This window comes from Plasticicumulans sp., from assembly GCF_035331805.1.
GTDB lineage: Bacteria > Pseudomonadota > Gammaproteobacteria > Competibacterales > Competibacteraceae > Plasticicumulans.
Map to the genome: position 1 here is coordinate 1 of NZ_DAOLKE010000239.1, position 5,575 is coordinate 5,575.

Sequence of the window (5,575 nt, forward strand, 5' to 3'; positions counted from 1 at the left end):
GGGCGCTGGTCGGCCGGCATGGTTCGGCACGGGCCGCGCTCGATGCCGGGCGCAGCGCCTGGCGCGAGGCCGGCCTGCCCGAGGCCGCGCAGGCCGCCCTCGCCAGTCCCGATGCCGCCGCCATCGAGCGCGAGCTGACCTGGGCAGGACGGCCGGGAAACCGGCTGCTGCTTCCCGGCTCGCCGGCCTATCCGCCGCTGCTCGCCCTCGCGCCGCGCCCGCCGGTGCTGCTGTGGGTGATCGGTGAACCCGCGCTGCTCGCCGATCCGCAGCTCGCCGTCGTCGGTGCGCGCCGCCCGAGCGCCGGCGGGCGCGACATCGCCCGCAGCTTCGCCGCGCAGCTCGCCGCCAGCGGCCTCGTCATCACCAGCGGGCTGGCGCTCGGCATCGACGCTGCCGCGCACCGCGGCGCGCTCGAAGCCGGCGGCCGCACGCTGGCCGTGCTCGGCACCGGGCTCGACCGCATCTATCCGGCCGCCAACCGCGATCTCGCGCATGCGATCGTCGACGGCCGCGGCGCGCTGGTCTCGGAGTTCCCGCTCGGCACGCCGGCACTCGCCGACAACTTTCCGCGCCGCAACCGCGTGATCGCCGGGCTCAGCCTCGGCACGCTGGTGGTCGAGGCGGCGCTCGCCAGCGGTTCGCTGATCACGGCGCGGCTCGCCGCCGAGCACAACCGCGAGGTGTTCGCGGTGCCGGGCTCGATCCACAACCCGCTGGCGCGCGGCTGCCATGCGCTGATCCGCGAGGGGGCGAAGCTCGTCGAGTCGGCGCAGGACATCCTCGCCGAGCTGGCGCCGCGGCTGCAGGCGCTGCTGTCGGCGCCGCCGGCCGCACCGGCGCAGGTGTCCGGCACAGCGCTGCCGGCAGGGGTGGCGGCCCCGGCCGCGCTCGACGAGGACTACCGCAAGCTGCTGGATTTGCTGGCGGATTCGCCTGCACCGGTCGACCTGCTGGTGCGGCGCAGCGGATTGACGGCCGAAATCGTTTCCTCCATGCTGCTGATTCTTGAGCTGGAAGGGTACGTCGCCACGGCACCGGGCGGGCTGTATTCACGGCTCGTCTGATTGAGGTGGTGATGAAAGAAAACGTCCTCGACGTGCTGATGTACCTGTTCCAGAACTTCATCGAAGAGGACCTCGACACCGACACCGACCGCGCGACCATGCACAGCGAGCTGGTCGATGCCGGCTTTGCGTCGCGTGAGGTGCACGCTGCGTTCGACTGGCTCGACAGTCTCGTCGAGCGGCGCAACACGCTGAGTGCGCCGGTGCATCCGGAACGGTCCTTCCGCATCTACACCGAACAGGAATGCGCGCGGCTCGACACCGCCTGCCGCGGTCTGCTGCTGCAGCTCGAACAGGCCGGCGTGCTCGGCCCGGAGAACCGCGAGCTGGTCATCGACCGCGTGCTGGCGCTGCCGGCGGCCGAGATCGACGAGGCCCAGCTCAAGTGGCTGATCCTGATGGTGCTGTTCCGCCAGCCCGGTCAGGAGGACGCCTGCGCCGCGATCGAGGATCTGCTGTTCGATGATTTCGGAGCCTGGCTCCACTAGGCTCAGCAGCCGCGCGTGACCGCCCCGGTGCGCGCGCCGGCGCCGCGTAGCACCCACCCGGCCCGACCCTCCCGGCCCTCCCCGAGCGCGGTACCGCGACCATGAGCAAGCATCTGGTCATCGTCGAATCGCCGGCCAAGGCGAAGACGATCAAGAAATATCTCGGCAAGGACTACGAGGTGCTCGCCTCCTACGGCCATGTCCGCGATCTGGTGCCGAAGGAAGGCGCCGTCGATCCCGAGCGCGGCTTCGCGATGAAGTACGAGGTCATCGACAAGAACCAGAAGCACGTCGATGCGATCGCGAAGGCGCTGGCCAAGGCCGATGCGCTGTATCTGGCGACCGACCCGGACCGCGAGGGCGAGGCGATCTCGTGGCATCTGTACGAGATCCTGCGCGAGCGCGAGCTGCTCGCCGACAAGCCGGTGCAGCGCGTGGTGTTCCACGAGATCACCAAGCGCGCGATCCAGGAGGCGATCACCCACCCGCGCGCGCTGGCGATGGATCTGGTCAACGCCCAGCAGGCGCGGCGCGCGCTCGATTATCTGGTCGGCTTCAACCTGTCGCCGCTGCTGTGGAAGAAGATCCGCCGCGGCCTCTCGGCCGGGCGCGTGCAGTCCCCGGCGCTGCGCCTGATCGTCGAGCGCGAGGAAGAAATCGAGCGCTTCGTCACGCGCGAGTACTGGACGATCGAGGCCGACTGCGCGAAGCAGCAGCCCTTCGGCGCCAAGCTGGTCGAATACCAGGGCGCGAAGCTCACGCAGTTCAGCGTCGAGAACGCCCCGTCCGCCCATGCCATGCGCGAGGCCCTGCTCGCCGAGGCGCAGGGCAGGCTGCAGGTCGCGAAGGTCGAGAAGAAGCAGCGCAAGCGCAATCCGGCCGCGCCGTTCACGACCTCGACGCTGCAGCAGGAGGCCTCGCGCAAGCTCGGCTTTTCGGCCAGCCGCACGATGCGCACCGCGCAGGCGCTGTACGAGGGCATCGACATCGGCTCGGGCAGCGTCGGCCTGATCACCTACATGCGCACCGACTCGGTCAACCTCGCCGCCGAGGCGCTGACCGAGATCCGCGAGCTGATCGCACGCAGGTACGGGGCGCACAACGTGCCGCCCGAGCCGCGCGTCTACAAGACCAAGGCCAAGAACGCCCAGGAAGCGCACGAGGCGATCCGCCCGACCTCGGTCGCGATCGAGCCCGAGCAGGTGCGCGCGCACCTCTCCGCCGAGCAGTTCAAGCTCTACGAGCTGATCTGGAAGCGCACGGTCGCCTGCCAGATGATCCCGGCGACGCTCGACACGGTCTCGGTCGATCTCGCCTGCGGGCCCGGCAAGGGCAACACCTTCCGCGCCAGCGGCTCGACCATCGCCGACCCGGGCTTCCTCGCCGTCTACGAGGAAGGCGTCGACGATGCCCGCACGCGCGAGGCCGACGACGAGGAGGGCGGGCGCGTGCTGCCGCCGCTCGCGGTCGGCGACGTGGTCGAGCTGCGCGCGATCCGCGCCGAGCAGCACTTCACCGAGCCGCCGCCGCGCTACAGCGAGGCGAGCCTGGTCAAGGCGCTGGAGGAGTTCGGCATCGGCCGGCCCTCGACCTACGCCGCGATCCTCTCGACGCTGCAGGCGCGCGAATACGCGGTCATCGACGGCCGCCGCTTCGTGCCGACCGATGTCGGGCGCATCGTCAACCGCTTCCTGACCCAGCACTTCACGCAGTACGTCGATTACGACTTCACGGCCCGGCTGGAGGACGAACTCGACGAGGTCTCGCGCGGCGAAAAGGAATGGGTGCCGCTGATGCAGGAGTTCTGGGGGCCGTTCCGCGAGCGCTGCGAGGACAAGGAAGGCTCGGTGTCGCGCACCGAGGTCGTGCAGGCGCGCGAACTCGGCAGCGACCCGAAGACCGGCAAGCCGGTGTCGGTGCGCATCGGCCGCTTCGGGCCCTTCGTGCAGATCGGCACCAAGGACGACGCCGACAAGCCGCAGTTCGCGAGCCTGCGCCCCGAGCAGCGCATGGATTCGATCACGCTCGAGGACGCGCTCGAACTGTTCAAGCTGCCGCGCGACCTCGGCAAGACCGCCGACGGCGAGCCGATCAAGGCCAACGTCGGGCGCTTCGGGCCGTACGTGCAGTACGGCAAGAAGTACGTGTCGCTGAAGGAGGACGATCCGTACTCGGTCACGCGCGAGCGCGCGCTGGAACTGATCGCCGCGCACAAGGAAGCCGAGGCCAACAAGTACATCCGCGTGTTCGACGGCTCGCCGGTGCAGGTGCTGAACGGCCGCTACGGCCCGTACATCACCGACGGCAAGAAGAACGCCAAGATCCCCAAGGACCGCGAGCCGGCGGCGCTGACGCTGCCCGAGTGCCTCGAACTGCTGGCCGCCGCCCCCGACAAGAAGCCCGGTGCGCGCGGTGCGGCCCGCGGCGGCGCCCGCAGCAAGGCCAAGGCCGGCTGATGGCGCAGATTGCGCTGCGGCGCGCCGCGCGCGTGCTCGCGGCCGGCGGCATCGTCGCCTACCCGACCGAGGCCGTGTACGGGCTCGGCTGCGACCCGCTCGACTTCGACGCGGTCGCGCGTCTGCTGGCGCTGAAGCGCCGGCCGGTCGAGAAGGGCGTGATCCTGATCGGCGCGAGCCTCGCCCAGCTCGAACCCTGGCTGCTGCCGCTCGATGCCGCGCAGCGCGCGCGCATCGGCGACACCTGGCCCGGCCCGAACACCTGGCTGGTGCCGTGCCGGCGCTCGACGCCGTACTGGCTGCGCGGCGCCCACGACACGCTCGCCGTGCGCGTCACCGCGCATCCGCTGGCCGCGGCGCTCTGCCGGGCGTTCGGCGGCGCGATCGTCTCGACCAGCGCCAACCTCGCCGGCCGGTCGCCGGCGCGCAGCGCGCTCGCCGTGCGCAGCCGGCTCGGCAGCGCGGTCGATCTGGTGCTCAACGGCGCCCTCGGCGGCCAGGCCCGGCCGACGACGATCCGCTCGCTCGCCACCGGCGAGATCGTGCGCGCCTGAGCCTCTGGGCGCCGCGCCGCTGCGCGCGTTACCCTCGCGCTCCCGTCCTGCCGCCGGAGCGCCCCCGATGCCGACCGCCCTGCCCGTGTCCGCGATCCGCGATTACCTGCTGACGCTGCAGGATCGCATCTGCGCCGCCATCGCCGCCGAGGATGGCGCGGCCGGCTTCCGCCACGACGACTGGACCCGCCCCGAGGACCGCCCCGGCCTGCGTGGCGACGGCCGCACGCGCGTGCTCGCCGACGGCGCGGTGTTCGAGCAGGCCGGCATCAATTTCTCGCACGTGCGCGGCCAGCAGCTGCCGCCCTCGGCGAGCGCGCACCGCCCGGAACTCGCCGGCAGCGGCTTCGAGGCGCTCGGCGTGTCGCTGGTCGTGCATCCGCGCAATCCGCACGTGCCGACCTCGCACATGAACGTGCGCGCCTTCGTCGCCACGCAGCCGGATCAGGAGCCGGTCTGGTGGTTCGGCGGCGGTTTCGATCTGACGCCGTATTACGGCTACGAGGACGACTGCCGGCACTGGCACCGCGTCGCGCAGGCCGCGTGCGCACCCTTCGGCGACGGCCACTACGCGCGCTTCAAGCGCTGGTGCGACGAGTACTTCTTCCTGAAGCACCGCCAGGAGCCGCGCGGCATCGGCGGCCTGTTCTTCGACGACTACGCCGAAGGCGGCTTCGATTCGGCCTTCGCGTTCCTGAAAAGCGTCGGCAACGCCTACCTCGATGCCTACCTGCCGATCGTGCAGCGCCGGCGCGACACGCCGTACGGCGAGCGCGAGCGCGACTTCCAGCTCTACCGGCGCGGGCGCTACGTCGAATTCAACCTGGTCTGGGACCGCGGCACGCTGTTCGGCCTGCAGTCGGGCGGGCGCACCGAATCGATCCTGATGTCGCTGCCGCCGCAGGTCGCATGGCGCTACGACTGGCATCCCGAACCGGGATCGGAGGAGGCGCGGCTGTATTCGGACTTCCTGCGCGCACGCGACTGGCTCGGCGAGTAAGCGTTTTTCG

General features: G+C 71.1%; 5 protein-coding genes. All 5 read left to right on the top strand.

What is annotated here, in order from left to right; translation table 11 throughout:
- Positions 1-5 precede the first annotated feature (5 nt).
- The 5 genes from dprA (at position 6) to hemF (ending at position 5,565) form a co-directional block, all read left to right on the top strand.
- Positions 6-1,067, top strand: a complete 1,062-nt coding sequence (gene dprA, locus PKE44_RS14245; protein ID WP_324552326.1) for a DNA-processing protein DprA — start codon at positions 6-8, stop codon at positions 1,065-1,067.
- An 11-nt stretch (positions 1,068-1,078) separates the two neighbouring features.
- On the top strand, positions 1,079-1,555 hold the full coding sequence (locus PKE44_RS14250) for a DUF494 domain-containing protein (protein ID WP_324552319.1): 477 nt from the start codon (positions 1,079-1,081) through the stop codon (positions 1,553-1,555).
- A gap of 101 nt (positions 1,556-1,656) precedes the next feature.
- Positions 1,657-4,011, top strand: a complete 2,355-nt coding sequence (locus tag PKE44_RS14255; protein ID WP_324552321.1) for a DNA topoisomerase I — start codon at positions 1,657-1,659, stop codon at positions 4,009-4,011.
- A complete protein-coding gene (locus PKE44_RS14260; protein ID WP_324552323.1) occupies positions 4,011-4,565 on the top strand; it encodes a Sua5/YciO/YrdC/YwlC family protein in 555 nt (184 codons plus the stop codon). Before PKE44_RS14255 ends, PKE44_RS14260 begins: the two co-directional genes overlap by 1 nt.
- A gap of 67 nt (positions 4,566-4,632) precedes the next feature.
- Positions 4,633-5,565: an oxygen-dependent coproporphyrinogen oxidase gene (hemF, locus tag PKE44_RS14265; RefSeq protein ID WP_324552324.1), complete on the top strand. Its 933-nt coding sequence runs from the start codon at positions 4,633-4,635 to the stop codon at positions 5,563-5,565.
- Positions 5,566-5,575: the final 10 nt, after the last annotated feature.

Coding starts and splice junctions, on each gene's coding strand:
- hemF (WP_324552324.1), top strand. CDS start 4,633: ATGCCGACCGCCCTGCCCGTGTCCGCGATCCGCGATTACCTGCTGACG.
- PKE44_RS14255 (WP_324552321.1), top strand. CDS start 1,657: ATGAGCAAGCATCTGGTCATCGTCGAATCGCCGGCCAAGGCGAAGACG.
- PKE44_RS14260 (WP_324552323.1), top strand. CDS start 4,011: ATGGCGCAGATTGCGCTGCGGCGCGCCGCGCGCGTGCTCGCGGCCGGC.
- PKE44_RS14250 (WP_324552319.1), top strand. CDS start 1,079: ATGAAAGAAAACGTCCTCGACGTGCTGATGTACCTGTTCCAGAACTTC.